We start from the raw sequence: 25,672 nt of genomic DNA, 5'->3' as shown, positions 1-25,672 counted from the left end.
GCTATCCTCGCCCAGCAACACCCTGACTGGACCGGCCAACAAATCAAAGACACCCTGATGAGCAGCGCCGAGACGCTGAGCGACAGCTACACCGCGTTCCAGGTCGGCACCGGCCGACTNGANGTGNNAGCGGCCGTGAACAGCACCGTACGCGCCGCCGGCTCCGCCTTCATCGGCTACTTCGAATGGCCACACCAGCCCACCGACACCCCCGCCACCAAACCAGTCACCATCACCAACAGCGGCACCACCCCGGTCACCCTCGACCTGGCCACCACCGGCAGCGACGCATTCACCCTCAACGACTCCACCGTGACCGTGCCCGCGGGCGGCCAGGTGGACGTCCCCGTAACCGCCAACCCGAGTGGAATCACCGTCGGCTCACACTCCGGCCACCTCGTCGGCACCGACCCCACCACCGGCGACACCATCACCCGTACCGCCCTCGGCCTCCTCAAGGAAGACGAACGCTACGGCCTGACCATCAACCTCCGCGACCGCAACGGCGACCCCACCCAAGCGTTTGTCGTGCTACGGGCGGACGACAGTTGGTTCCCCCGGTACATCCCGGTCAACGGCGAACGGACGCTGCGCCTCCCGCCAGGGACCTACACCCTGGAGACGAAGGCGGAGATCCCGGGTGAACGAGCTGACTCCCTCGGCCTCGCCCTACTGGCCGCCCCGGAAGTCGTGCTCGACAAACCAACCGAGGTGAACCTGGACGCCAGCCAGGCCCGACTCCTCGACACCACCACACCCGAACGCACCGAAGACCGACAGCGCTATCTCCAGTACACCATCGACCATGGCACCGGTACCGCCCCGATCTACTACAACCATTCTGTCCCAGCGGCATACGACGACCTATACGTCCTACCGACCGAGAAGGCCACCAAAACCTCATTCGCCATGGCAGCTAAATGGCGCAAAGGCGCACCAGTCCTGAGCCTACGCGCCCTCGGCCTACTCCCCATCGACGCCGTCGTCCAACCCGGCAGCACCATCACCACCGGCAAACAATGGCTACGCCCCATCCACGCCGGCAACGGCACCCCCGAGGACTACACCAACCTCGACGCCGACGGCAAAATCGCCGTCGTCACCCGCAACGACGACATCAGCGCAGCCGACCGNGCCNCNGCCGCGGCAGCCGCCGGAGCCNAANTGCTCCTNNTCGTCAACGACAACCCCGGAATCCTCCACGAAAACGTCGGCGAATCACCNATCCCCGTCGCCAGCATCCACCGCGACATCGGAAACGCCCTGATCAAACTCGCCGAATACGGCATACCACCGCTGAAGGTCACCCAAAACAAGTACCCCGACACCATCTACGACCTGACCAAAGTCTGGCGGGAACAGGTACCAGACCAGCCCCTCACCTACCACCCCAACCACCACGACCTGGCCCGAATCGACGCCCGCTACCACGCCGTCCACAACACCGAAGGTTCCGGCTACCGCGCCGACACAACCATCGGCCTCCCGATCGCGGTTAACGAGCCAGAGTCGTACCCCGGCACTCGCACCGAATGGGTCACCCCAGACATCCCCTGGATCGAATACCACGAACAGCCCGGTTGGAACGTCAGGGCTGACCAACACACCTACGCGAAAGGCACGACCAACACAGTAAACTGGTTCGCACCCGCCATCCGACCGGCCTTCAACCAGTCGGCCCGGGTCCAAAACAGTCGGTACCAGGACTACATGACTCTCAACCCGCACCCCTGGAGCCCCTCGGGCACCGTGCTCGACTATGGCGGGACGACGGGGCTTCTTTCCCAAGAACACATCAAGCTCTACCAGGGCGACACCCTGCTGCACGAGCAGACCACGGGTGCCATTCTGTCAAACAAGGCGGTGCCGGCCGGGACACTGCCGTACCGGCTGGTGTTGGACGCATCGCGCTCGGCCGACGACTGGCGACTGTCGACCCGTACCCACACCGAGTGGGACTTCATCTCCAGCACCAACGATGCTGGCCCGTTCGACTCCGTCCCCATCACGCTGCTGCAGCTCGACTACGAGCTGGAGACCGACCTACGCGGCGATGTCAAAGCTGGGACCCGCCAGGAAATCAGCGTCACCGCCCGACCACAGCCGGGCGGCACCGGTTCCGGCACCATCACCTCGGTGGAGCTTGAGGTCTCCTACGACGACGGCACCACCTGGAAACCCGTCACCCTCAAACCGGGCGACAACGACCGCCACACCGGAACCCTGAAGCTACCGAAACAANCCGACGGCTTCATCTCCCTCCGCGCCGCCGCCGAAACCGACACCGGCTTCGCCATCCGACAAGAAATCACCCGCGCCTACGGCCTGCGCTGACCCAACCAACGGGGTCCCCGAACCAACAACACTCCGGGGACCCCGCCCGGTCTACACCAGACCATGCTCTAGACAACGAAGCTGGGCCTCAGCCCGCCGACCGCTCGAGACGCCCAGCAGCGGAAGTCATCGTCACTCGGTGGCGAAGTAGCGCCGTGACGGCTACCCGCCAGCAGAAAGCTGTTCACCTGATCGGGCAACATCAGTAGAACTAGATCCATGCCTTCCCATATAGAACCCCCCGCCGTTGGCGGGTCACGGCGGCGGTTGATCGCCACCGTCGTGGCCGCCGGGATGATCGCTGCTTCCGTCGCCGCGATCAATCCCACCGCCGCGACCGCCGGCCCACCCCCCACAACCACACCCGCAGGCACCATCACCGGCACACAGACCGTCACCCTGGTCACCGGCGACGTCGTCACCGTCCGGACCCTCACCAACGGCAAAACCATCGCCGAAGTTGACCAGCCCGACGACGCCACCGGCGGCTTCAGCGTCCAACAACACGGCGACGACCTCTACGTCATCCCCGACGAAGCCAAACCACTCCTCGCCGACGACCAACTCGACCAGCGACTGTTCAACATCACCGACCTAATCGAAATGGGCTACGACGACGCCCACACCACCGAACTACCCCTCATCGCCACCTACCCCGAAACAGCAGCCCGCACCACCACCACCGCACCAGAGGGTGCAACCCTCACCCACGACCTACCCGCCATCAACGGCCACGCCCTCACCACCGACAAAGAAGACACCCGCACCCTCTGGAACACCCTCACCGCCAGCTCCGATCAAACCCGCGCGGAAAGCAGCGTTCCCAAGCTCTGGCTCGACGGCCAGGTAACCGGCACCCTCGCCGACAGCGTCCCCCAAGTCGGCGCCCCCGAAGCNTGGGAGGCCGGCTACGACGGCGACGGCACCACCGTCGCCGTCCTCGACACCGGCATCGACCCCACCCACCCCGACCTCACCAACCAAATCAAGGACGCGGTCAGCTTCGTCCCCGANGAAGACACCACCGATGTTGATGGGCATGGCACCCACGTCGCCTCCACNGTTGCCGGCACCGGTGCCGCCTCCGACNGCGACAACACCGGCGTCGCACCCGNAGCCGACCTNNTCATCGGCAAAGTCCTCAACAACGACGGGTACGGCCTGGACTCCTGGATCATCGCCGGCATGCAGTGGGCCGCCGAATCCGGCGCCGACGTCATCAACATGAGCCTCGGTGACTCGTCCCGCACTGACGGACTCGACCCGTTGACCCTCGCCGTGGACAACCTCTCGGCGCAGCATGACACCCTCTTCGTCATCGCCGCCGGCAACAACTACGGCGGGCCCATCGGCACCCCCGGCACCGCAACCAGCGCGCTGACCGTCGGCGCCGTCGACAAGCAGGACCAACCCGCCAATTTCTCCAGCGTCGGACCACTGACCCGCACCGGAGCCCTCAAGCCTGACCTCACCGCCCCCGGCGTCGCCATCAACGCCGCCCGATCCCAACACAGCCCCGGCGACGGCATGTACCAAAGCCTCAACGGCACCTCCATGGCCACCCCACACGTGGCCGGAGCCGCCGCCATCCTCGCCCAACAACACCCCAACTGGACCAAAACCCAACTCAAGAACGCCCTCATGAGCAGCACCGAAGCTCTGACCGACAGCTACACCCCCTATCAGGTCGGCACCGGCCGCCTCGACGTGGCAGCAGCGGTAAGCACCACCGTACGAGCCACCGGCTCCGCCTACTTCGGCTTCTTCGACTGGCCACACCAACCCACCGACACCCCCGTCACAAAGTCGATCACCTTCACCAACACCGGCCCCACCCCGATCACCCTCAACCTCACCACCACCGGCAACGACACATTCACCCTCAACGACTCCACCATCACCGTCCCCGCCGAAGGCCAGATCGATGTCCCGGTAACCGGCGACCCAACGGCAGCCGACATCGGCGAACACACCGGCTACCTCGTCGGCACCAACCCCACCACCGGCGAAACCGTCACCCGCACCAGCCTCGGCCTCGTCAAAGAAGACGAACGCTACGACCTCACCATCAAACTCCGCGACCGCGACGGCGAACCCACCAGCGCGACCGTCCTGCTGAACGAGGCCGGAGAAAGGTTCGCCGGATACCTCGCCGTCGACGGTGAGCGGACCTTGCGCCTTGCACCCGGGACCTACACCCTGAGCAGTGACTTTGAGGTTGCGGGTGAACGGGCGGACTCCCTCGGCCTCGCCCTGCTGGTCGCCCCAGGGATTGTGCTCGACAAACCGACCGAGGTAACGCTGGACGCCAGCCAGGCCCGACTCCTCGACACCGCCACCCCCCAACGCACCGAGAACCGACAGCGCACTCTCAACTACGCCGTCGACTACACCGACACCGATAGCTTCCGGTTCGCCTACAGAATTCCGATTTGGTACGACGACCTGTACGTCCAGCCGACCGAAAAGCCCGCCGAGAGCTCGTTCACCCTGGGAGCCCGGTGGCGTAAGGGTGAGCCGGTCCTGAGCCTGCGTGCCTTCGGGTTGCTCCCCATCGACGCCGTGGCCCAAGCCGGCAGCACCATCACCACCGGCACCCAATGGCTACGCCCCGTCTACGCCGGCAACGGCACCCCCGAGGACTACGCCGGCCTCGACGCCGACGGCAAGATCGCCGTTGTCACCCGCAGTGACGTTATCAGCGCACCCGACCGGGCCGCCGCAGCAGTCGCCGCCGGAGCCGCACTCCTCCTGGTCGTCAACGACAACCCCGGAATCCACTCCAAATACGTCGGTGACTCGCCCATCCCCGTCGCCAGCGTCCACCGCGACATCGGAAACATCCTGATCAAATTCGCCGAACACGGCATGCCGCCACTGAAGGTCAGTCAGAAGGAGTACGCCGACACCATCTACGATCTGAACCAGGCCTGGTCAGAGCAGGTGCCGGACCAGCCACTCACCTACCACCCCAGCCATCAGGACCTGGCGCGAATCGACAACCACTTCCACGCCATCAAGGACACCACTGGTGGGGGCTACCGCTACGACCTGACCTTCATCCCCGCGATCGGGTTCCCCGAGCGCGAGCAATACCCCAGCACCCGCACCGAATGGGTCAGCCCAGAGACCGACTGGTTCGAAACCCGCTTCCAGGACGACTGGGAGGACCGGACGTTCATCAACACGTACGCCAAGGGCACGACCACCCGCCAGAACTGGTTCGCGCCCGCCGTCCGGCCTGCTTTCGGCCGTGGCTACAGCGTCGGCAATAGCCGGTACCAGGACAGCATGCTCCTCAACGTACAGACCTGGAGCCCCTCGGGAACCCAGCTCGAACACGCCGGCAACTTCAACTACGGCTCGGTGCCGACCAACATGAAGCTCTACCAAGGTGACACCCTGCTGCACGAGAACACCGTCGGCGCCTACCTGCCACACAAGGAGGTGCCGTCCGGCACCCTGCCGTACCGGCTGGTGTTGGACGCGTCGCGCCCGGCCGACGACTGGCGACTCTCCACTCGCACCCACACCGAGTGGGACTTCATCTCCAGCACCAACGACGCTGGCCCGTTCGACCCGGAACCGCTCACACTGCTCCAGCTCGACTACGAGTTGGAGACCGACCTGCGCGGCGACGTCGAGGCCGGCACCCGGCAGGAAATCAGCATCACCGCCAAACCACAGCCCGGCGGCTCCGGCACCGGCACCATCACCACCGTGGAGCTCGAAGTCTCCTACGACGACGGCACCACCTGGAAACCCGTCACCCTCAAACCGGGCGACAACGACCGCCACACCGGAAAGCTAAAGCTACCGAAGCAACCCGACGGCTTCATCTCTGTACGCGCCGCCGCCGAAACCGACACCGGCTTCGCCATCCGACAGGAAATCATCCGCGCCTACGGCCTGCGCTGAACTGACCGGTGCGATCCCCGAACCCAGCGACGGTCCGGGGACACTGACCCAACCACCGGGGTCCCCGAACCGAGAACGGTCCGGGGACCCCGCCGGGTAGCGGAAGTCACCGTCACGCGGTGGCGAAGTAGCGCCGTGGCGGCTACCCGCCCGTCGCCAAAGGTTCACCTAGCCGACCAAAATAGGTAGAACCTAGCCCATGTCTTCGAATCCAGGACCCTTTGCCACTGGCGGGTCACGCCAGCGGCTGATCGCCGCCATCGTGGCCGCCGGGATGATCGCGGCCTCCGCCGCCGCGATCAATCCCACCGCCGCGACCGCCGGTCCACCCCCCTCAGCCTCAACCGGCACACCCGCGGGCGCGATCACCGGCGCACACACCGTCACCCTGGTCACCGGCGACGTCGTCACCGTCCGGACCCTCACCAGCGGCAAAACCATGGCCGAGGTCGACCAGCCCGACGACGCCACCGGCGGTTTCAGCGTCCAACAACACGGCGACGACCTCTACGTCATCCCCGACGAAGCCAAACCACTCCTCGCCGACGACCAACTCGACCAGCGGCTGTTCAACATCACCGACCTAATCGAAATGGGCTACGACGACGACCACACCACCGACATACCGCTGATCGCCACCTACCCCGAAACAGCAGCCCGTACCGCTGCTACACCGGAAGGGGCAACCCTCACCCACGACCTACCCGCCATCAACGGCCACGCCCTCACCACCGACAAGGAAGACACCCGCACCCTCTGGACCACCATCAGTGCCGATTCCGGCTCCGATCAGACCCGCGCGGAAAGCAGCGTTCCCAAACTTTGGCTCGACGGCCAGGTAACCGNCACCCTCGCCGAGAGTGTCCCCCAGGTCGGCGCCCCCGAAGCATGGGAGGCCGGCTACGACGGCGACGGCACCACCGTCGCCGTCCTCGACACCGGCATCGACCCCACCCACCCCGACCTCACCAACCAAATCAAGGACGCGGTCAGCTTCGTCCCCGACGAAGACACCACCGATGTTGATGGGCATGGCACCCACGTCGCCTCCACCGTTGCCGGCACCGGTGCCGCCTCCGACAGCGACAACACCGGCGTCGCACCCGGAGCCGACCTACTCATCGGCAAAGTCCTCAACAACGACGGGTACGGCCTGGACTCCTGGATCATCGCCGGCATGCAGTGGGCCGCCGAATCCGGCGCCGACGTCATCAACATGAGCCTCGGTGACTCGTCCCGCACTGACGGACTCGACCCGTTGACCCTCGCCGTGGACAACCTCTCGGCGCAGCATGACACCCTCTTCGTCATCGCCGCCGGCAACAACTACGGAACCATCGGCACCCCCGGCACCGCGGCCAGCGCGCTGACCGTCGGCGCCGTCGACAAGCAGGACCAACGCGCCAATTTCTCCAGCGTCGGACCACTGGCCCGCACCGGGGCGCTGAAGCCTGACCTCACCGCCCCCGGCGTCGCCATCAACGCCGCCCGATCCCAACACAGCCCCGGCGACGGCATGTACCAAAGCAAGGACGGCACCTCCATGGCCACCCCACACGTGGCCGGAGCAGCCGCCATCCTCGCCCAACAACACCCCAACTGGACCGGCCAGCAGCTCAAAACCGCCCTCATGAGCAGCACCGAGGGCCTAGCCGACACCTACAGCGCATACCAAGTCGGCACCGGCCGCCTCGACATCGCCGCCGCAATCGACACCACCGTACGAGCCACCGGCTCCGCCTACTTCGGCTACTTCGACTGGCCACACCAACCCACCGACACCCCCGTCACCAAACCAATCACCCTCACCAACACCAGCCCCACCCCAATCACCCTCAACCTCACCACCACCGGCAACGACGCATTCACCGTCGACACCCACACGGTCACCGTGCCCGCCGAGGGTCAGGTCGACGTCCCGGTCACCGGTGACCCAACGGCAGCCGACATCGGCGAACACACCGGCTACCTCGTCGGCACCGACCCCACCACCGGCGAAACCGTCACCCGCACCAGCCTCGGCCTCATCAAAGAAGACGAACACTACGACCTCACCATCAAACTCCGCGACCGTAACGGCGAACCCGCCAGCGCACGCCTCGCGATCACATCCGCCGATTCGTCGCCCGTGTTCTTTGACGTTGACGGTGAGCGGACGCTACGCCGCAGGCCCGGGACCTACACCGTGTACGGCGAGTTGAACGTTGCAGGTGAACGGGCTGACTCCCTCGGCCTCGCCCTGCTGGTCGCCCCGGAAACCGTGCTCGACAAACCAACCGAGGTAACGCTGGACGCCAGCCAGGCCCGACTCCTCGACACCACCACACCCCAACGCACCGAAGACCGACAGCGCAAACTCGAGTACGTCGTCGAATACCCCGAAGGCCGCCCCTTCCACTACATAAACAAAATCCCGGAAGCGTACGACGACCTGTACGTACTGCCGACCGAGAAGAGCAGCGAAACCTCTTTCGCTATGACGGCCCGGTGGCGTAAGGGCGAGCCGGTCTTGAGCCTGCGCGCCCTCGGCCTACTCCCCATCGACGCAGCCGTCCAACCCGGCAGCACCATCACCACCGGCACCCAGTGGCTACGCCCCATCTATGCCGGCAACGGCACCCCCGAGGACTACACCAACCTCGACGCCGACGGCAAAATCGCCGTCGTCACCCGCAACGACGAGGTCAACCCCGCCGACCAGACTGCCGCCGCGGTAGCCGCCGGAGCCGAAATGCTCCTGATCGTCAACGACAACCCCGGAATCCTCTATGAATGGGTCGGCGAATCGCCCATTCCTGTTAAGGCACCCATTCCCGTCGCCAGCATCCACCGCGACATCGGAAACGCCCTGATCAAATTCGCTGAACACGGCCTGCCGAAACTGAAGGTCAGCCAGGAGCAGTACCCCGACACCATCTACGACCTGACCCAGGTCTGGCGGGAGCAGGTACCGGAACAGCCGCTCACCTACCACCCGAGGCACAGCGACCTGGCCCGCATCGATGCCCGCTACCACGCCGTTCAGGACACCGAAGGTTACGGCTACCGCAATGACCTGACCTTCGCCGTCTCTTTCGGTTACCTCGAGCCGGAGTGGCACCCCGGCACCCGTACCGAGTGGGTCACCCCAGGAATCGACTGGCGCGAGACCCATCAGCAACGCTTCTGGACTGACGCTTCCCACATCAACTCGTACGACAAGGGGTCGACCACCAGCCTGGACTGGTTCGCACCCGCTGTCCGGCCAGCCTTCGGCCGGACCGACGGCAGCGCACAGAACAATCGAGCCGGCGACATCGTCTTCTTCGAGGTGCAGCCGTGGAGCCCGTCGGGCACCGTACTTGAGCACGGCGGGTACTACCCGTACCGCGCGGTGCCGACCCAGCTGAAGCTCTACCAGGGCGACACCCTCCTGTTCGAGAACACCAGGGCCGCCTCCCTGGGCTTTCGGAAGGTGCCGAGCGGCACGTTGCCCTACCGGCTGGTGCTGGACGCGTCGCGCCCGGCAGATGAGTGGCGGCTCTCCACCCGCACCCACACCGAGTGGGACTTCATCTCCAGCACCAATGACGCTCCGCTACACGAGCCCATCCCCATCCCGCTGCTCCAACTCGACTACGAGTTGGAAACCGACCTACGAGGTGACGTCAAAGCCGGCACTCAGCAAGAAGTCAGTATCACCGCCGGAGCACGACCCGGCACTACCGGTGCCGGCACCATCACCTCGGTGGAGCTTGAGGTCTCCTACGACGACGGCACCACCTGGCAACCCGTCACCCTCAACCAAGGTGACGGCGACCGCCACACCGGACAGCTGAAGCTGCCGAAGCAACCCGACGGCTTCATCTCCATCCGCGCCGCCGCCGAAACCGACGCCGGCTTCGCCATCCGCCAAGAACTCATCCGCGCCTACGGCCTGCGATGAAGTGGCCGGTGGGGCCCCCGGACCGGTATCGTCCGGGGACCCCGCCGGGGCCCCTGGCCAGCGCGGACGACCGTTCCAGGTGCATCCGGGTGGCTCATGCCCGCCATGCCGCAGCGGGCCGAGGGAGGCAGCCACTCATGCTGGGCGTGTTGGGATTCAGCCACAACGACGAGACGATCTACCGCCTACTGGTCCGGCAGGGTCAGGCCGGACCGGTCGAGCTCGCCGATGTCCTGCGGATACCCGTGGCGGACGCGGCTGCGGCGCTGTCCCGCCTCACCGACCGCGGCCTGACGAAGCAGACGGCGGAGGATGCGTTCTCGGTGGCGCCGCCGGCGGTCGCGCTCGGGGCACTGATCGGCGAGCAGCAGTCCGCGCTGCGCGCCGCGGAGCTGGCCCTGGTCACCCTCGCCGAGGAGTACCGCGGGGCCAGCACGGAACGCTCCCTCGGCGAGCTGATCGAGGTGATCACCGGTGTTGACGCCCTCCGCCACCGGTTCGCCCAGGTGCAGCACGCCGCCCGGCGTGAGGTCCGCAGCTTCGTCACCCCTCCCTTCGTCGCCGTGCCACCCGGCGCCAACACGGTGGAGTCGGTGGCGGTGCGACAGGGCGTACGGTTCCGGGTGGTGATCGACCGGCCGGCGCTGGCAGCGCCCGGCGTGGTCGCGGAGACCCTGGAGTCCCTCCGCGATGGTGTTCAGCTACGGGTGACGGAGTCGCTGCCGATCAAGCTGATCATCGCTGATGCCGCGCTGGCACTGGTCCCGTTAACGGACACATCCGAGGGCGAGCCCGGTGCGGTGCTGCTACACCGCACCGGACTACTGGCCGCGATGGACGCGCTCTTCGAAGCCGTGTGGCGGGAGGCCCACCCGCTGACCCTGTCGGCGGCCGGCACGTTGAGCGAAGACCCCGACGGCCATGCCGACAGCCCGACGGAAATGGACCGCCAGATCCTGACCCTGCTCCTGGCCGGGCTCACCGACGCGGTCGTGGCCAGCCAGCTCGGCCTGTCGCTGCGTACCCTGCAACGGCGTCTGCGCCACCTGATGGATCTCGCCGGGGCGGCGTCCCGGATGCAGCTCGGTTGGTACGCCGCTCGAGAAGGCTGGGTGTGACCCGGAGCACCCGCATCCGGTCCCGCTGCGGATCGCGCCTCACTCCCGTTTCACGCCCGGCGCACCAAGCTGACTGTCAACCGGCGGAACCGCGCCGGTTCACGGCACAGACGTGGATACGGGGAGAGACGAAAGATGGCTCTACAGATGATGGATCACGGGATGCGCCCCACGGGCGGCGCCGACACCCTCACCGATCTGGACGCCACTGACGAGCGCGGTGTCTCCACCGATCTGGTCCGGGCCTACCTCCAGGGCATCGGCCGGACGAAGCTGCTGACCGCCGCCCAGGAGGTCGAACTGTCCCGCCGGATCGAGGCCGGGCTCTTCGCCACGACCAAGTTGGCCACCTGCACACCAGTCTCCGTCGCGCTCCGTGCCGACCTGGAGCTCGTCGCCGCCGAGGGGCGCGCCGCCAAGGACCACCTGCTGGAGGCGAACCTCCGCCTGGTCGTCAGCATCGCCAAGCGCTACACCGGCCGCGGGATGGCCTTCCTCGACCTGATCCAGGAGGGCAACCTCGGCCTGATCCGCGCGGTCGAGAAGTTCGACTACACCAAGGGCTACAAGTTCTCCACCTACGCCACCTGGTGGATCCGCCAGGCCATCACCCGCGCCATGGCCGACCAGGCCCGCACCATCCGCATCCCGGTACACATGGTCGAGCAGGTCAACCGCATGGTACGGACCCGGCGCGAGCTGTCGGTCACGCTGGGCCGCGAGCCCACGGTCGCGGAGGTGGCGCGCACACTGGACATCCCGGAAATCCAGGTGATCGAGCTGATCTCCTACGACCGGGAGCCGGTGAGCCTGGACCAAACGGTCGGCGAAGACGGCGAGAGCCCGCTCGGCGACTTCGTCGCCGCGGTGGACTCGACCGCCAGGATCGATGAGACCGCCAGCTGTGGCGAGTTGCGCCAAGAGATGCGGGGTGTTCTCGCCACCCTCTCCCAGCGGGAGCAGGCGGTGATCCGTCTCCGGTTCGGGCTGGACGACGGACGGCAGCGCACCCTGGACGAGGTCGGTCGGGAATTCGGCCTCTCCCGGGAGCGGATCCGCCAGATCGAGAAGGGGACCCTGCACAAGCTGCGCGCCCCGGAGCGGGCACAGCGTCTGGAGGCGTACGCCTGCTGACCCGCGCGACCAGCTACGGAACCGTCCGCTCCAGGCCACACCGCACGGACCCGCGTCATAGGCGGCGGGGGCCGGTGTCGGGGCGGACGGTAGCGGAGCCGAGCCGTACGGTGGCGTGCAGCACCGACAAGCCGTCCGGCCGGGCCAGCACCGGGTTCAGCGTCAGAGTGCGGGCCCGGGGCTGTTCGTCGGCGAGCCGCCCGACCCGCAGCAGCAACTCGGCCAGGGCGTTGCGGTCCACCGGCGCCGCCCCACGATGACCGCGCAGCAGTGGGGCCGCGCGGGGCTCGTCAACCAACTCCGCGGCGTCGCGGTCGGTCAACGGCACCGCCCGCCAGGCCCGGTCGCCCAGCAGCTCGGTGGCGACACCCCCCACGCCGAAGCCCACCACCGGCCCGAAGGCCGGGTCCTCCACCAGCTCCACCACGCAGGCCACTCCGGGCGCGACCATCGGCTGGACCAGGACATCCGCGCCGAACTCCGCCGCCATCTTGGCGTACGCGCGTCGTACCCGTGCCTTGTCGGCCAGGTCGAGGCGGACCGCGCCCAGGTCCAGCCGGTGCCGAAGACCGGGGTCGGCGGCCTTTATCGCCACCGGGTATCCCAGCTTTCGCGCCGCCGCGACGGCCTCCTGCTCCGACGTCACCAGCACCGACTCGACCACGTTGATCCCGTACGCGGCGAGCAGCCCGGCCGGGTCGAACGCCTCCGGCCGCAGCGCCACCTGGGCCGCGTTCCGATCCACCTCCGACAGCTCCGGATACGTGCCGGTGGGGCGACGCAGCCATCCGGCGTACGCGGTCACCTGCCCCAGGGCGCGCACCGCCTCCTCCACGCTCGGGTACGCGGGCACCCCGGAGGGGGCGCGTCCGGCCAGGAACGTCGCCACGGTGGGCTTGCCGCCGGCGAGCACCGCGGGCAGCGCCGAGGTGAAGTCAGTCTCGGTGTCGGGTAGCTGGCCCGGCAGCGGCGGGGCGAAGACGGCTACCAGCGCGTCCACCCCGTCGTCGGCCACGGCGGCGCCGAGAGCGGTGGCGAAGTCGGCCGCCCCGGCGTTCGGTCCGACATCGCGGGGGTAGCCGTCGGCTACGGTGAGCCCCGCCGCGGTGGCGGCGGAGGCGGCCAACCCGGTCAACGCCGAGGAGTTCCCGACGATCCCCACCCGGTCGCCGGCGGGCAGCGGCTGGTTGGCCAGCAGCACGCCGACATCGAGCAATTCGGCGACGGTGTCCACCCGGATCACCCCGGACTGGGCGAAGAGGGCGCTGATCGCGGCCTCATCCGGGCCTGTCGCCTCGGGGCCGACCGCACCGGGACCCGCTGCACCCAAACCGGTCACGACCGTGCCGGAACCCGCTGACGTGCCGGGACCGGATGCGTGGGCCGACGGCGCCAGCGCGACGATCGGCTTATCCCGCCCGATGCCCCGGGCCAGTCGGGCGAACTTGCGGGGATTGCCGAAGGTCTCCAGGTACAGCAGGATCACATCGGTGTTCGGGTCGTCCTGCCAGTACTGCAACAGGTCGTTACCGGAGACGTCGGCCCGGTTCCCGGCCGACACGAAGCTGGACAGCCCAAGTCCCCGCCGCTCCACCTCGGCCAGCAGCGCCACCCCGAACGCACCGGACTGGCTGAACAGCCCCACCCGACCGGGGACCGGCAACCGCGGCGCCAGCGTGGCGTTCAGGCGTACCTCGGTGCTGGTGTTCGCCATCCCCAAGCAGTTCGGGCCGATGATCCGCATGCCCGCCGCGTGCGCCGCCCGAACCAGCCGACGCTGGGCGACCGCGCCGTCCGCACCGGCCTCGGCGAAACCCGCGCTGATTACGACCAGACCGTGCGCTCCGGCGGCGGCCGCATCGGCGACGACCGTCTCCATCGCCGCCGGCGGCACCGCCACCACCGCCAGGTCGATCGGCCGGCCCGCCGCGACGGCTGACGGGTACGCGGGCAGCCCGGCCACCATTCGCGCGCTCGGATGCACCGGCACCACCGCACCGGTGAACCCGTAGTCGCGCAGGTGCCCGAGGACCGCCGCGCCGACCCCCTGCCCGGTGGCGCTGGCCCCGTAGTAGGCGATCCCCCGCGGCGCGAGCAGTCGGGCGACCGACCGGGCCTCGGTGCGATGCTCGCGGCCCCGCTGCACCTCAAGGGTCGCCTCGGTCGGCGCGATCGGGAAGCTCAGGTGCACGACACCGTCGGCGAACTGACGCCGCACCTGATAGCCGAAGTCGGCGAAGACCCGGAGCATCGCGTTGTTGGCCGGCAGCACCTCCGCCACGAAGGTCGGGATGCCGACCCGCCGGGCCGCGTCGGCGAGGTGTTCCAGCAGCACCGATCCGATTCCCCGGCCCTGGTATGCGTCCTCGACCACGAAGGCGACCTCGGCTTCGGTGGCGGCTGGGCCCAGCCGCTCGTACCGGCCGACCGCGACGATCTGGTCGCTGGCCAGCACGACGAAGGCTTCCCGGTCGTGGTGGTCAACGTTGACGAACCGCCGCAGGTCGCGCTCCGGAATCCTTGGGTACGGCGAGAAGTAGCGCAGGTAGCGGGTGCGCTCGGAGAAGCGCGAGTGCATGGCGACGATGCCCGGCGCGTCCGTTGGCCGGATCGGCCGCAACTGGACCGTGGTGCCGTCGCTGAGCAGCACGTCCACTGGCTGTTCACCTGTGGTCACGCGAGCGTCCTTCCTCCCGCCGCGTTCGGGCCGTGTCGTCGAAGGTCAGCGCGACCGGCGGGTGACTCAACACGGGCCCTAGTCGCGCGGGTCGTATGGGTCGAGCCCGAGCAGCGGAAACACCGCCTTGCGGGCGGCCACGATGGCCCGGTCCACCGAATTCGGCTCCCCGGAGGGCTGCCACGGCTCGTACGACGGGTTGACCTCGTCGGTCATCCGCAACGGCACCTCCTGTCCCCGACGGCGGACCTGGGCGAGCTCGCGCCAGGCGGGCGGACAGAGCGTCGCCGGCGCGAGCGGTTCACCAGTGGCCACCGCGAGCAGGTGGGTCCAGGCCCGGGGCACGACCTCGACCAGCGCGTATCCGCCGCCGCCGGTGGCGACCCAACGACCCTCGCAGAGCTCGTCGGCGAGCGCCCGCAAAGTGATGTAGGTGGCACGCTGCCCGTCCACCGACAGGCGCAGGTCAGCTAGCGGGTCGAGCCGGTGCGCGTCCGCGCCGCACTGGGTGACCAGGATCTCCGGCGCAAACGCGCGCAGCACCGACGGCACGATCGCGTGGAACGCCCGCTGCCAGCCGGCGTCCTCGACCCCTGGTGGAAGCGGCACGTTGACCGCGGTTCCCTGGGCCTGCGGACCACCGGTCTCGTCGGGGAACCCGGTGCCCGGAAAGAGCGCGAGTGGAGTCTCGTGCAGGCTCACCGTGAGCACCCGCGGATCATCCCAGAAGACCTGTTGCACCCCGTCGCCGTGGTGAACGTCCACATCGACATAGGCGACCCGACGCGCGCCCAGGTCGAGCAGGTGGGCGATGCCCACGGCGGGATCGTTGTAGACGCAGAAGCCGGCGGCCCGGTCAGGCATCGCGTGGTGCAGCCCGCCCGCCACGTTGACCGCCCGACGTGCCGTGCCCCGCCAGACCGCCTCGGCTGCCGCGACGGTGGCCCCGGCGACCAATGCGCTGGACTCATGCATCTGCGGAAAGACCGGATTGTCCGGGGTACCCAGCCCGAACCCGGTGCAGAGCGGATCCTGCGGGGCGGCCCGCACGGCTTCCAGGTAAGCCGGGTCGTGCACCCGGGTCAACAGCTCGTCGTCGGCGGGCTTCGGCTCGACCAGCCGCACCCCCGGACGCCCGAGCACACCCAGCTCTCGGGCGAGCGCGACGGTCAGCTCGACCCGTACCGGGTCGAGGGGGTGGTCGCCGAGGTTGTAGGAGAGCAGTGCCTCGCCCCACACCACCACTGTGTCGTCCGACATGGGCCTATCGTCGCACGAGGACTCCGCGGGCCTGTCGCACGCGCTGCCCACGCCGCCGGTGTCGGCGCGGCGTGGGCAGTCGTTCCCGGAAACATGAGTGGCACCCCGTGGCGCGGGTCACCGCCCCCGGTGACGTGGGGCCGGGGGTCAGGCCGGGGTGGCCCCGGGTTCCTGCCCGGTCGCGACCGGGCGGGACGGGTCGGCCACCCAATTGCTCCAGGACCCGACGTAGAGGGCGACATCCGGGCGACCGGCCAGGTGTAGGGCGAGAACGGCCTGGGCGGCGGTCACGCCGGAGCCACAGTAGACCCCGACCGGCTCGACGGCGGCCACTCCGGCGGCGGCGAACCGCTCCCGCAGCACGTCGGCCGCCGGGAAGCGGCCCTCAGTGACGTACTCCGGTGCCGGCAGGTTGACCGCACCCGGCACGTGCCCGGCAACCGGATCGACCGGCTCGGTCTCCCCCCGGTAGCGCGGTGCGGCGCGGACGTCGACCAGCGTCCCCGCCTCGGCCGCGGCCAGCCGGGCCGCCTCGGCCGCGACCAGCACCGGCAGGGCACCAGGGCGCACCTCAACGTCACCAGCGCGTGGGGTGGGCACCTCGGTGGAGGTGGGCAGCCCCGCCGCCACCCAGGCGGGGTGGCCGCCGTGCAGCAGGCGTACCGGCCGGTGGCCGGCCCAGCGCAGCGTCCACCAGGCGCGGGCGGCGGACATGCCGTCCCCACCGTCGTAGACCACGACCGGGTGCCCGGCCCGGACGCCGGCGGCCCGCAGCGCGGCCTGGAGCGCGGCGGGGTCAGGCAACGGATGCCGGCCGGCAGCGCCGGGTGGGCCACACAGTTCGGTGTCCAGGTCGACGAAGACCGCACCGGGCAGGTGCCCGGAAGCGTAGTCGTCGCGCCCGGGCGGGCCGGTCAGGCGCCAACGGACGTCGAGCAGGGTCGGCGGGTCGGCACCGTGCATCTCGGCATCGAGCTGGTCGGCCTCGACCAACAGGCTTTCGGTACTGGGCATGACGCCCAGTCAACACCATCCGGTTGCGTAGAATCGGCGGGTGGATGTGGTGGCCGCCTGCCGGGCCTTCGTGGCCGTCAGCGGCCACGGCAGCTTCACCTCCGGCGCCGCAGCGGCGGGAATCCCACAGTCGGTGGCCAGCCGGCGCATCGCCGTCCTGGAGAAACACTTCGGCGCCCCGCTCTTCGACCGGTCCTCCCGGGCGGTCCGGTTGACGCCGTTCGGCCAGGACATGCTGCGCACGGCGCGCCGCCTGGTCGACCTCGCCGACGCGATGACCGAGGACGCCGAGCGGGCTCAGTTACGCCCGCTGCGCCTCGCCGTACCCGACAGTTGCCCACCCAACCGCCTGGCCGCCCTGGTGGCCGCCGGGCGGCGGCAACGGATCCAGCTGGAGGTACGGCCGGCCGACCCGCCGGTGCGCGAACAGCTCTGTCGGACCCTGGAGGTCAGCGCCGGGATCGTCGCGGTTCCGGCCGAGGCGGCGGTCTGGCGGATTCCGCTCGGGTTGGCCTCCCGGACCGCCTTCCCCGCCCGGATGGTGTTCCTGGAGACCCTGCGCGCCGGCCGAACCGACACGGCGGCGCGACGGCGGATCCTCATTCAACCGGAGGACGACGTCGCGCACCTGCGGGATCCGCTGACCCGCACCGGCCAGTCCGTCGGTCTGGCACCGACCCAGGTTGCGGTCACGCCGTCCCTGGTGGATGCCGCCGCCCAGGCCCTCAGCTCCCCTGACCTGCTGCTCTGCTCCCCTCAGCAGGCCGAGGACTTCGGGCTGCACTGGTGCACCCTGGCTGATCCCCGGCTCCAGCGCGGCTACGACGTCGCCGCCGGTGCGCACAAGGACCTCGACAAGCTGCGTTCTACCCTGCACTTGGAGATCGCCCGCTGCCTGGGCGCCCCGGCCGACCCCCGGGAACCCGCCGGGGGCCGGCTGCCGGACCAACCACCGACCGGGGAGCCGAGGTGAGTGTCTCCGCCGTGCTGCGCAACGCGCGCGAACTCCTTGCGGAGGCGGGGCTGCATGGAGCCTTCCTCGTCCGCAACCTCGACACCGGAGACGAGATCGGCCTCGACACCGACGTCCCCTTTCCGGCGGCGTCGCTGGTGAAGGTGCCGCTGGCCGTAGCTGTCCTGGAACGGGTGGCGCGCGGAGAGCTCGACCCGGCGACGCCGATCGACATCACACCCGGCCTGATCACCACACCGGGCACCACCGGGCTGAGCCGGTTTCGCCACCCAGCCCGGATCGCCCTGGACGACCTGCTCTACCTGAGCATCGCCATCAGCGACGGGGTCGCCGCCGACGCCCTCTTCGACCTGACCCCACCGGCTGCGGTCGCCGCCGAGCTGCGGCGACTCCGCATCGAGGGCATCGCCGTACGACACCGGATCAGTGACCTCACCGACACGCCGAGGGAACGGCTCCGGCCCGATGAGGCGCACCTGGCTCAGGCGCTCGCCATCGGCGCCGCGACCGCCGGGAGCGGCCACCCGGTCGCCCAACTCGACGTCACCCGCGCCAACGCCGGGTCGGCCCGGGCCTTCGTGGACCTGTTGCAGGCCGTCTGGCGGCCCACGGCGATCGGCGAGGCCACCGCCGCCCGAGTACGCGAGCTGATGGCCGACAACCTGCTCCGGCATCGACTCGCACCCGACTTCACCTCCGACGCCACCCGCTGGTCCTCAAAGACCGGCACCCTGCTGCATCTGCGACACGAGGTGGGGGTGGTGGAGCACGCCGACGGGCAGTCGTACGCGGTCGCCGCGTTGACCGCCTCCCGCGTACCCGCCGTCGCACAGCCGGGCAGCGAGGCGACCATGGCGCATGTCGCGCGGGTGCTGCACGGCTATCTGCGTACGGGCGCCCCGCCCTGGTGGGGTTAGGTTCCCAGCTGAGCGATGACCACCTCGGTGGCCTGGGCGATGAGGGCGTTGTCGAAGCTGGCGTCCGGTTCGTCCCGGCTGGACAGCACGGCGAGGACGATCGGCGCGCGATCCGGCGGCCAGATCACCGCGATGTCGTTGCGGGTGCCGTACCCGGCTGCCCCGGTCTTGTCCCCAACCACCCATCCGTCGGGGACGCCGGCGCGGATCAGCTCGCCACCGGTGGTGTTGCCCCGCAACCAGGCGTTGAGGAGGTCGCGGTCGGTGGGTTCGAGCGCGTCGTCAACGGCGTACTCTCGCAGGTCCTCGGTCAGGGCTCGGGCGGTGCTGGTGTCTCGTGGGTCGCCCGGGATTGCCTCGTTGAGTTCGGTTTCGTATCGAGCCGCGTCGGTGACGTTGTCGCCAATTCCCTTCAGTTCCTGCTCGAACCGCTCCGGCCCCCCAAGGTGCTTGAGCAGCAGGTTGCCGGCGGTGTTATCGCTGTAGCGAACGGCGGCGTCGGCGACGGCCCGCAACGTCATGCCCTCGGCGACGTGCTGCTCCGTGATCGGCGAGTAGTCCACCAGGTCGTCCGCCGAGTACCGCACCACCTGTTCCAGCTCGGCGTCGGTGGTCGCGTCAAGGACCTCGGCGGCGGCCAGCGCCTTGAAGGTCGAGCCGTAGGCGAACCGCTCGTTGGCCTGGTAGCGGACCGTCCGACCGGTGCCGGTGTCGACCGCGTAGATCCCCAGCCGAGCGTCGAAGCTCTCCTCCAGCTGCCGGAACTCGTGGTTCAGGTCCGCAGCGGCTGAGGTACCGACGGTCGTCACACTGCCGCGCTCCCGCTCCCCGGTCGTGTCCGCGGTGGCGCAGGCGGACAGCGGAATGAGTGCCGTCGCCCCGGCAACTGCGGCGACCACCCGCCGTGTCGACATCGTCATCATGACTCCCTACTTGTCGTTGGCCCGACCATGGAGAGTGCCGGGACTCGACCTTGGCAGGGGGTTGGGAATGCCGTCGAAGACGGAAGGAGTGAACTTCATGCCGATCTGGCATACGTGACTCTCTGTCGCCAGTTCGCGCCGACGGGTCCAGCCTCAGCGACCGGCGCCATCGGCGCAGGTAACATCGACGTGTCTCACACCGAATCCGAGGGCCTAGTGACCGCGAAACCCCAGCTGGAGTCGGCGACCGCCATGGTCAACCACAACCTGCGGCAGCGGGTCACGTGGATGAGTGGGGGTCGTGCGTGAGACACTTGTCGTCCGATTTGTTTCTCGTTAACGGGTGATTGAGATCATCGCGCACTCACTGGTCGACACGACCGAGATGTACCTACGGACCATCCTCGAGCTCGAGGAGGAGGGTGTGCCGCCGCTGCGTGCCCGCATCGCCGAGCGGCTACGCCAGAGCGGTCCCACGGTCAGCCAGACCGTCGCCCGGATGGAGCGGGACGGCCTGCTCACCGTTGAGGGCGACCGCCACCTCACGCTCACCGAAGCCGGCCGCGATGCGGCGGTCTCCGTGATGCGCAAACACCGGCTAGCGGAGCTCCTGCTGGTCAACGTCATCGGCATGCCCTACGAGGAGGCCCACGAGGAGGCCTGCCGGTGGGAGCACGTTATGAGCGACGCCGTCGAGCAGCGGGTCTACGACCTACTGAACCGCCCGACCCGGTCGCCGTACGGCAACCCGATCCCCGGGCTGGAGGCGTTGGGGTCGGCGGACCCCTCCGCCGCGGAGCCCGCCGAGGGAGAGCGCAACCTGGCGTTCCCCGGCCTCTCCGGCACGGTCGTGGTCCGGCGAATCTGCGAGAGCCTCCAAAGCAACTCGGACGTGTTGCGCCAGCTGCACGCCGCCGGGGTTGACCCAGGTGCCACGGTGACCGTCGCCCAGGAGCGGGACGGCGTGTCGATCGACCGCTACGGCGATCGCGTCCGCCTCCCCCGCGAGGTGGCCTCCCGCGTCTTCGTCGCCGCCGGCTGACGCGACTTCGGCAGCCGCGCGCCGCACCGACCCGGCTGAGGGTTCAGTCGAGGTACGGACAGTGGCGGCAGCCGCGACCGCAGCAGGTACCACGGCGGGCGAGAAAGCCGGCGGTGAGCACGAACAGACCGGTGGCCGGGTCGGGGTAACCGGCCTCTCCGGCCGCCAGGGCAGCGGCGTGGGCGGCGCAGATCCGCTCACGTTGCGGGTCCTCGGGCGGCAACCGAGACGGGTGCGGCTCGGTCAACGGCCGGTTCGCCAACGGTTGTCGCTTCCCACCCACGCCGGGCAGTGTAGGACCCGGCGGTCGGGACCCCGCGGCGGCACCCACCGCCGGCCGGTGACCAGCTCAACCAGCCGCTGCCACCGCGGGCCGGTGAGCTCAGCCGAACCAGGCTGCGGCCTGCCCATGCGCCTGAACCCAGGCCAGTGGCTTCCCGTCGAGCGCGAGCACATGGCTGAAGCCGGCACCGGGTGGCTCGGGCAGTCCGTCGTAGGGCAGTGAACGTGGAGACTCCGCGGCGATCCAGGTGCCGGGCAGCCCACGAACCAGATCGACGAAGGCGCGGCGTCGGTGCTCCGGCACCTGGTACAGCACCGCCGTGTGGAAGACCACCAGGGTCGCCTCGGGTGGGGCCAGCGCGGCCACCGCCGGCAGGTCGTCCACCAGGTCACCGCGGACAAGTAGCGGCGGATCGGCCGCGACCAGATTCGCCGCCGCCCGCAGCCGTGCCCGCCGGTGGGCGTGCTCCGGCCAGATGAGAGCGTCCAGCCAGGCGAGATCGTCCGCGTCGGTCACGTCCAGCGGATTGAGGTCCAGCCCGGCCCGCCACACCACGGTGGGGAGCCGGCTCGGGGGCAGGGTGCCGGTGAGCGAGCAGTCGAGGACGGGGCGGCCGTCGCCCAGCGGCTGGCGGTCGTAGCGGTACGCGTACCGGTCGGGGTAGAGACAGAGCCCCGCCGACGCACCGACCTCCAACAGTGCGAGCGGTTGGGGTAGCGCGGCGAGCAACGGCAGCAGGACGGCGCACCGCCCGGCCTCATTCGTCTGGGTCGCCCTGCGCCGGATCTCCGCCTCGATCGCCGGCCAGTTCGCCAGGACATAGGCGTGAAAGGCCGTCGGGTCCTCGACCGGGCCACCGAGCAGCCGAACCACCCCGAAGAGCAGATTCGGTTGCCGCTTGGCCGGCGGAAGCGACTCGATCAACGCGAGCAGTTCAGCGTCACCGGAGACCGCCAGCGCCAAGCGCTCGTACGCCGGCGACACGCCACACGCTTCCCGGGTGGCGAAGGTGCGATAGGTATCGGCTGCCGTCACGCCCTCAGGATCGCACCACGGAGGAGAGTCCGATGCCCCGCACCGGCCGCCACACGTGTGACCCCGGGCACCCTTCACCCGAGGTCACACGTGGCACATACGTCAGCTACAACCGCTGGTGGATCCGCAGCCCTCGCAGACGTAGCAGCTGCCCGCCGGGCGCATCTTCGTACCGCAGGTGAAGCAGAGCGGCGCGTCGGCAGCCTTACCGATCACCGCTTCCAGCAGCTCGGTGCTCGACCCCACCGAGGGCGCCGGCTGTGCCGCCGCGACGTCGGCCAGTTCCTGAGCCGGCTGGGCGATCGGGCCGACCTTCGGCTCCTCCGGCCGGGTCTCGACCGGGGCGGAGGAAGCCATCGCGGTGAGGTCCGCCGTGTTCGCCTCCGCCTCCGCCTCGGCCGCGAGCTGGGCGGCCCGCTCCTTGGCGGTGAAGATGCCCAACTCCGCGCGGCGCTCGTACGGCAGGAAGTCCAGAGCCAGGCGCCGGAAGATGTAGTCCATCACCGAGGCCGCCATCCGCACGTCCGGGTCGTCGGTCATGCCGGCCGGCTCGAAGCGCATGTTGGTGAACTTGCTGACGTACGTCTCCAGCGGGACGCCGTGCTGGAGACCGATGGAGATGGCCACCGAAAAGGCATCCATCACGCCGGCCAGCGTCGAGCCCTGCTTCGACATCTTGAGGAAGACCTCACCGAGGCCGTCGTCCGGGTAGGACGACGAGGTGAGGTAGCCCTCCGCCCCGCCGACCGAGAAGGAGATCGTCTCTGATGGACGCTTCTTCGGCAGCCGCTTCCGCACCGGCCGGTACTCGATGACCTTCTCCACGACCTTCTCGACCGCGGCCGGCGCCGCCTCCACCGGGGCGGGGGTGGCGGCCTTCTCCTTCTTCGCCACCGACAGCGGCTGGCCGACCTTGCAGTTGTCGCGGTAGATCGCCAGCGCCTTGAGGCCGAGCCGCCAGCCCTCGAAATAGATCTTCTCGACGTCCTCGACGGTGGCCTGCTCCGGCATGTTGACCGTCTTGGAAATGGCGCCGGAGATGAACGGCTGGACAGCCGCCATCATCCGCACGTGGCCCATCGGGGCGATGGACCGCTCGCCCATCGCGCAGTCGAAGACCGGGTAGTGCTCCGGCTTGAGACCCGGGGCGTCCACCACGTGGCCGTGCTCGGCGATGTGCTCGACGATCGCCTCGACCTGCTCCTCCGGGTAGCCGAGGGTGCGCAGGGCGCGCGGCACGGTCTGGTTGACGATCTGCATCGAGCCGCCACCGACCAGCTTCTTGAACTTGACCAACGCCAGGTCCGGCTCGACGCCGGTGGTGTCGCAGTCCATCATCAGGCCGATGGTGCCGGTGGGCGCCAGGACGCTGGCCTGCGAGTTACGCCAGCCGTTCCGGTCGCCGACCTTGTTGCCGAGGGTCCACTGCCGGGTGGCCTCCCGCTGCACCGCCGTGGCGACGGCACCGGTGGGCTTGATCTCGTCGTTCGCGGCAGCGTGCTTGCGCATGACCCGCTTGTGCGGTTCGGCGTTCCGGGCGTAGCCGTCGTACGCGCCGACGATGCCGGCCAGCTCGGCGGAGCGCCGGTACGCGGTGCCGGTCATCAGCGAGGTGATCGCCGCGGCCAGCGTGCGACCCTGGTCCGAGCCGTACGGCAGGCCGGAGGCCATCAGCAGCGCACCGAGGTTGGCGTACCCGATGCCGAGCTGCCGGTACGCCCGCGTGGTCTCGCCGATCTTCTCGGTGGGGAAGTCGGCGAAGCAGATCGAGATGTCCATCGCGGTGATGACCAACTCGACCGAACGGACAAACTTCTCCACCTCGAAGCCGCCGTCGGCGCGGAGGAACCGCATCAGGTTGAGCGAGGCCAGGTTGCACGAGGAGTTGTCCAGGTGCAGGTACTCCGAGCAGGGGTTCGATGCGGTGATCCGCCCGGTCTCCGGGCAGGTGTGCCAGTCGTTGATGGTGTCGTCGTACTGGAGCCCGGGGTCGGCGCACTCCCAGGCCGCCTGGGAGATGGTCCGGAACAGCGGCTTCGCGTCGATCGTGTCGATCACCGTACCGTCGAGGCGGCCACGCAGGTCGAAGGTGCCGCCGTCCTGCACCGCGGTCATGAACTCGTCGCTGACCCGGACCGAGTTGTTGGCGTTCTGGTACTGCACGCTGACGATGTCCGCGCCGCCCAGGTCCATGTCGAATCCGGCGTCGCGCAGGGCACGGACCTTGTCCTCCTCGCGCGCCTTGGTGACCACGAACTCCTCGATGTCCGGGTGGTCGACGTCGAGAATGACCATCTTGGCCGCCCGCCGGGTCGCGCCGCCGGACTTGATGGTGCCGGCCGAGGCGTCGGCGCCGCGCATGAAGCTGACCGGGCCGGAGGCGGTGCCGCCGGAGGAGAGCAACTCCTTCGAGGAGCGGATCCGGGAGAGGTTGACCCCGGAGCCGGAGCCGCCCTTGAAGATCAGCCCCTCCTCCTTGTACCAGTCCAGGATGGAGTCCATCGAGTCGTCAACGGAGAGGATGAAGCACGCGCTGACCTGCTGCGGGGAGGACGTGCCGACGTTGAACCAGACCGGCGAGTTGAAGCTGAACACCTGGTGCAGCAGCATCCAGGTCAGCTCGTGGGCGAAGATCTCGGCGTCGGCCCGGGTGGCGAAGTAGCCGTACTCCTCACCGGCGGTGCGGTAGGTGGCCACCACCCGGTCGATCAACTGCCGAAGCGACCACTCCCGCTCCGGGGTCCCCACCGCACCCCGGAAGTACTTGGTGGTCACGATGTTGGCCGCGTTGACGCTCCACTCCTGTGGGAACTCCACGCCGCGCTGCTCGAAGTTGATCGAGCCGTCCCGCCAGTTCGTCATCACGACGTCCCGACGCTCCCAGGTCACCTCGTCGTACGGGTGGACTCCCTCAGTGGTCCACACCCGCTCGACCTTCAGACCCGCTCCCGCCTTGCTCCGTGACTTGCTCGTTGTCACACCGTCCCCCGGCATCTCATCGCCCCTCGTCCGCGTCCTGCACGCGGCCTTACCGTCAAACCTGTCCGCGCCTCACGCGCGGTCTAACCGTCAAACCCGTCCGCGCCTCACGCGCGGTCTAACCGTCAAACCCGTCCGCG

15 protein-coding genes are annotated in these 25,672 nt (G+C 69.0%); 8 read left to right on the top strand and 7 right to left on the bottom strand.

Annotation, left to right across the window (positions count from 1 at the left end; translation table 11 throughout):
• The 5 genes from B116_RS0111750 to sigB all read left to right on the top strand — a co-directional run.
• Positions 1 to 2,334: PA domain-containing protein (locus B116_RS0111750; protein WP_027660207.1), on the top strand; the 2,334-nt coding region annotated here is incomplete at its 5' end.
• 219 nt (positions 2,335 to 2,553) lie between these two features.
• Positions 2,554 to 6,252 (top strand): S8 family peptidase, encoded by a 3,699-nt coding sequence (locus B116_RS0111745; RefSeq protein ID WP_027660206.1) that lies wholly within the window; start codon positions 2,554 to 2,556, stop codon positions 6,250 to 6,252.
• Positions 6,253 to 6,451: 199 nt separating this feature from the next.
• On the top strand, positions 6,452 to 10,177 hold the full coding sequence (locus B116_RS0111740; RefSeq protein WP_027660205.1) for a S8 family peptidase: 3,726 nt from the start codon (positions 6,452 to 6,454) through the stop codon (positions 10,175 to 10,177).
• A 137-nt stretch (positions 10,178 to 10,314) separates the two neighbouring features.
• Positions 10,315 to 11,295, top strand: coding sequence for a TrmB family transcriptional regulator (locus tag B116_RS0111735; protein ID WP_027660204.1), 981 nt, complete (start codon positions 10,315 to 10,317; stop codon positions 11,293 to 11,295).
• 135 nt (positions 11,296 to 11,430) lie between these two features.
• Positions 11,431 to 12,429 (top strand): RNA polymerase sigma factor SigB, encoded by a 999-nt coding sequence (sigB, locus tag B116_RS0111730; RefSeq protein ID WP_033665690.1) that lies wholly within the window; start codon positions 11,431 to 11,433, stop codon positions 12,427 to 12,429.
• A gap of 55 nt (positions 12,430 to 12,484) precedes the next feature.
• Here the strand turns inward: sigB and B116_RS0111725 are convergent, their stop codons facing one another.
• The 3 genes from B116_RS0111725 to B116_RS0111715 form a co-directional block, all read right to left on the bottom strand.
• Positions 12,485 to 15,106 carry a bifunctional acetate--CoA ligase family protein/GNAT family N-acetyltransferase gene (locus B116_RS0111725; protein ID WP_027660203.1) on the bottom strand — a complete coding sequence of 874 codons (2,622 nt, stop codon included), beginning with the start codon at positions 15,104 to 15,106 and terminating at the stop codon, positions 12,485 to 12,487.
• 78 nt (positions 15,107 to 15,184) lie between these two features.
• The gene (locus tag B116_RS0111720) at positions 15,185 to 16,366 is read right to left on the bottom strand and encodes an acetoin utilization protein AcuC (protein ID WP_027660202.1); all 1,182 of its coding nucleotides are present in this window, start codon (positions 16,364 to 16,366) and stop codon (positions 15,185 to 15,187) included.
• A 147-nt stretch (positions 16,367 to 16,513) separates the two neighbouring features.
• Complete coding sequence (locus B116_RS0111715) at positions 16,514 to 17,380, bottom strand: sulfurtransferase (RefSeq protein WP_027660201.1); 867 nt, start codon at positions 17,378 to 17,380, stop codon at positions 16,514 to 16,516.
• A 40-nt stretch (positions 17,381 to 17,420) separates the two neighbouring features.
• On the opposite strand from B116_RS0111715, the gene B116_RS0111710 reads away from it, so the two are divergent.
• Positions 17,421 to 18,353, top strand: a complete 933-nt coding sequence (locus tag B116_RS0111710) for a LysR family transcriptional regulator (RefSeq protein ID WP_027660200.1) — start codon at positions 17,421 to 17,423, stop codon at positions 18,351 to 18,353.
• The gene (locus tag B116_RS0111705) at positions 18,350 to 19,270 is read left to right on the top strand and encodes a serine hydrolase (RefSeq protein WP_027660199.1); all 921 of its coding nucleotides are present in this window, start codon (positions 18,350 to 18,352) and stop codon (positions 19,268 to 19,270) included. The genes B116_RS0111710 and B116_RS0111705 overlap by 4 nt, the downstream gene beginning before the upstream one ends.
• Here B116_RS0111705 and bla read toward each other — a convergent pair.
• Positions 19,267 to 20,193, bottom strand: coding sequence for a class A beta-lactamase (gene bla, locus B116_RS0111700; protein WP_397540720.1), 927 nt, complete (start codon positions 20,191 to 20,193; stop codon positions 19,267 to 19,269). The two genes, B116_RS0111705 and bla, sit on opposite strands and share 4 nt — an antisense overlap.
• 343 nt (positions 20,194 to 20,536) lie before the next feature.
• Here bla and B116_RS0111690 point away from each other — a divergent pair, with 343 nt between their 5' ends.
• Positions 20,537 to 21,235 (top strand): metal-dependent transcriptional regulator, encoded by a 699-nt coding sequence (locus tag B116_RS0111690; RefSeq protein WP_018724093.1) that lies wholly within the window; start codon positions 20,537 to 20,539, stop codon positions 21,233 to 21,235.
• 43 nt (positions 21,236 to 21,278) lie between these two features.
• On the opposite strand, the gene B116_RS0111685 is transcribed toward B116_RS0111690, so the two are convergent.
• The 3 genes from B116_RS0111685 to B116_RS0111675 all read right to left on the bottom strand — a co-directional run bounded on the left by B116_RS0111685 (position 21,279) and on the right by B116_RS0111675 (position 25,547).
• Entirely contained in the window at positions 21,279 to 21,518 is a 240-nt protein-coding gene (locus tag B116_RS0111685) for a DUF5522 domain-containing protein (RefSeq protein ID WP_033665691.1), read from the bottom strand.
• 99 nt (positions 21,519 to 21,617) lie between these two features.
• Positions 21,618 to 22,553, bottom strand: coding sequence for a DUF2332 domain-containing protein (locus tag B116_RS0111680; RefSeq protein ID WP_027660197.1), 936 nt, complete (start codon positions 22,551 to 22,553; stop codon positions 21,618 to 21,620).
• A gap of 102 nt (positions 22,554 to 22,655) precedes the next feature.
• A complete protein-coding gene (locus B116_RS0111675) occupies positions 22,656 to 25,547 on the bottom strand; it encodes a vitamin B12-dependent ribonucleotide reductase (RefSeq protein WP_018724096.1) in 2,892 nt (963 codons plus the stop codon).
• Between the last annotated feature and the right edge of the window lie 125 nt (positions 25,548 to 25,672).

It is taken from the genome of Salinispora fenicalii (genome assembly GCF_000514815.1).
Lineage (GTDB): Bacteria > Actinomycetota > Actinomycetes > Mycobacteriales > Micromonosporaceae > Micromonospora > Micromonospora fenicalii.
Note: the sequence above shows the minus strand (reverse complement) of the source record. Positions and strands in the feature narration are given on the sequence as shown.